This is a genomic window from Streptomyces sp. YS-3 (assembly GCF_045257485.1).
In the GTDB taxonomy this organism is placed as follows: Bacteria; Actinomycetota; Actinomycetes; order Streptomycetales; family Streptomycetaceae; genus Streptomyces.
Map to the genome: position 1 here is coordinate 1 of NZ_JBJHPC010000863.1, position 2,094 is coordinate 2,094.

3 protein-coding genes are annotated in these 2,094 nt (G+C 75.0%); all 3 read left to right on the plus strand.

Going from position 1 to position 2,094, the window contains the following annotated elements:
• The coding region (locus ACJA3G_RS35670) for a chorismate-binding protein (protein ID WP_406557178.1) at positions 1–872 on the plus strand (872 nt) is incomplete at its 5' end.
• Positions 873–1,694, plus strand: coding sequence for an aminotransferase class IV (locus tag ACJA3G_RS35675; protein ID WP_406557179.1), 822 nt, complete (start codon positions 873–875; stop codon positions 1,692–1,694).
• A 70-nt stretch (positions 1,695–1,764) separates the two neighbouring features.
• The coding region (locus ACJA3G_RS35680; protein ID WP_406557180.1) for a GNAT family N-acetyltransferase at positions 1,765–2,094 on the plus strand (330 nt) is incomplete at its 3' end.

Sequence of the window (2,094 nt, forward strand, 5' to 3'; positions counted from 1 at the left end):
CCCCCGTCCCGGGCGCCTGGCGCGGGCCCGCCGCCGGTGACTGGACGTCCTCGCTCGACCGCGCCGCGTACACCGCGGGCGTCCGCAGGATCCGTGAGCACATCGCGGCCGGCGAGGTCTACCAGGCCAACCTCTGCCGCGTCCTGAGCGCGCCGCTGCCCGACCCGGCCGGCGCCGACGTCGACGCGCTCACCGCCCTGCTGGCCCGGGGCAACCCCGCGCCCTACGCGGGAACGATCCGGCTGCCCGCGCACGGCGTGGAGATCGCCACCGCCTCGCCCGAGCTCTTCCTGCGGCGTACGGGACGGGTCGTCGAGTCCGGGCCCATCAAGGGGACCGGCCGCACGGCCGAGGACCTCCTGGAGAAGGACCACGCCGAGAACGTGATGATCGTCGACCTGGTCCGCAACGACCTGGGCCGGGTCTGCGCCACCGGCTCGGTCACCGTGCCCGAGCTCTGCGCGGTCGAGCCGCACCCGGGCCTGGTCCACCTCGTCTCGACCGTCCGCGGCGAGCTGCGCGAGGGAGCGGGCTGGCGGGAGCTCCTGGACGCCGCCTTCCCGCCCGGGTCGGTCACGGGGGCGCCCAAGTCCAGTGCGCTGCGGATCATCGAGGCGCTGGAGACCGCCCCGCGCGGCCCCTACTGCGGCGGCATCGGCTGGGTCGACGCCGACCGGCGCCGCGGCGAGCTCGCCGTCGGTATACGCACCTTCTGGATCGACCGCCCGCACGGCGTCCTGCGCTTCGGCACCGGCGCGGGCATCACCTGGGGTTCGGACCCCGAGCGCGAGTGGGCGGAGACCGAGCTGAAGGCGGAGCGGCTCCTCGCGGTAGCGTCGGGCGCGCTTACGCCGAGTGGAAGGACCGCGTAGATGCAGATATGGGTGAACGGCGGACTGCGGGACGCCGACGCCGCACAGGTGTCCGTCCTGGACCACGGGATGACCGTGGGCGACGGCATCTTCGAGACGGTGAAGGCGCGGGAGGGCACGGTCTTCGCGCTCACCCGCCATCTCGCCCGGCTGACCCGCTCGGCCCGCGGCCTCGGGCTGCCCGACCCCGACCTGGACGAGGTCCGCCGCGCCTGCGCCGCCGTCCTGGAGGCCAACCCGGTCGCGCTCGGCCGGCTGCGGATCACCTACACCGGCGGCCTCTCGCCGCTCGGCTCCGACCGCGGCGACGCGGGCCCCACCCTGGTGGTGGCCCTCGGCGAGAGCACCCGGCGCCCCGACACCACCGCCGTCATCACCGTCCCGTGGACGCGCAACGAGCGCAGCGCCGTCGCCGGCCTCAAGACCACCTCGTACGCCGAGAACGTCGTCGCGCTGGCCCGCGCCCATGAGCGGGGCGCGAGCGAGGCGCTCTTCGGCAACACCGTCGGCGCGCTCTGCGAGGGGACCGGATCCAACGTCTTCGTCGTCGTCGACGGACAGCTGCACACCCCGCCGCTCGCCTCCGGCTGCCTCGCCGGGATCACCCGCGAGCTGGTCGTGGAGTGGACCGGCGCCCAGGAGACCGAGCTGCCCCTGACGGTGCTGGAGAGCGCCGAGGAGGTCTTCCTGACCTCCACGCTCCGGGACGTCCAGGCGGTGTGCCGGGTCGACGGCCGGGAGCTGACGGGCACCCCGGGCCCGGTCACCGCCAAGGCGATGCGCGTCTTCGACGAGCGGGCCGCCTCCGACCTGGACCCGTAGCGGCCCCCGGGAGCCCCGCATCCCGACAAATGCGGTGACGGACGGCGGCCCGGCAGGTACAACGGCCTTGATGACCACCACCATCCGGCCGACCGGGCCGCTCCAGCAGGGCGCCGACGGCGCCGCCTTCCGTACGTACGACATCTGCGTCAACAGCAGACGCGTCGGCACGATCACCCTCGCCACCGATCCCGCGTTCGGCCCCGCCATGGGGGTGATCGGCGAGCTGCGGGTCGACGAGCCCGACAGGGGCCGCGGCCGGGGGACCGTCGCCGTGCTCGCCGCCGAGGAGGTGCTGCGCGGCTGGGGCTGCACCCAGGTGCGCGCCGCGGTGCCCGCGGACGCGGTGGCGGCCCTGCGGCTGTACGAGTCGCTGGGGTACGAGCCGGTCGAGTACAAC

Coding starts and splice junctions, on each gene's coding strand:
- ACJA3G_RS35675 (WP_406557179.1), top strand. CDS start 873: ATGCAGATATGGGTGAACGGCGGACTGCGGGACGCCGACGCCGCACAG.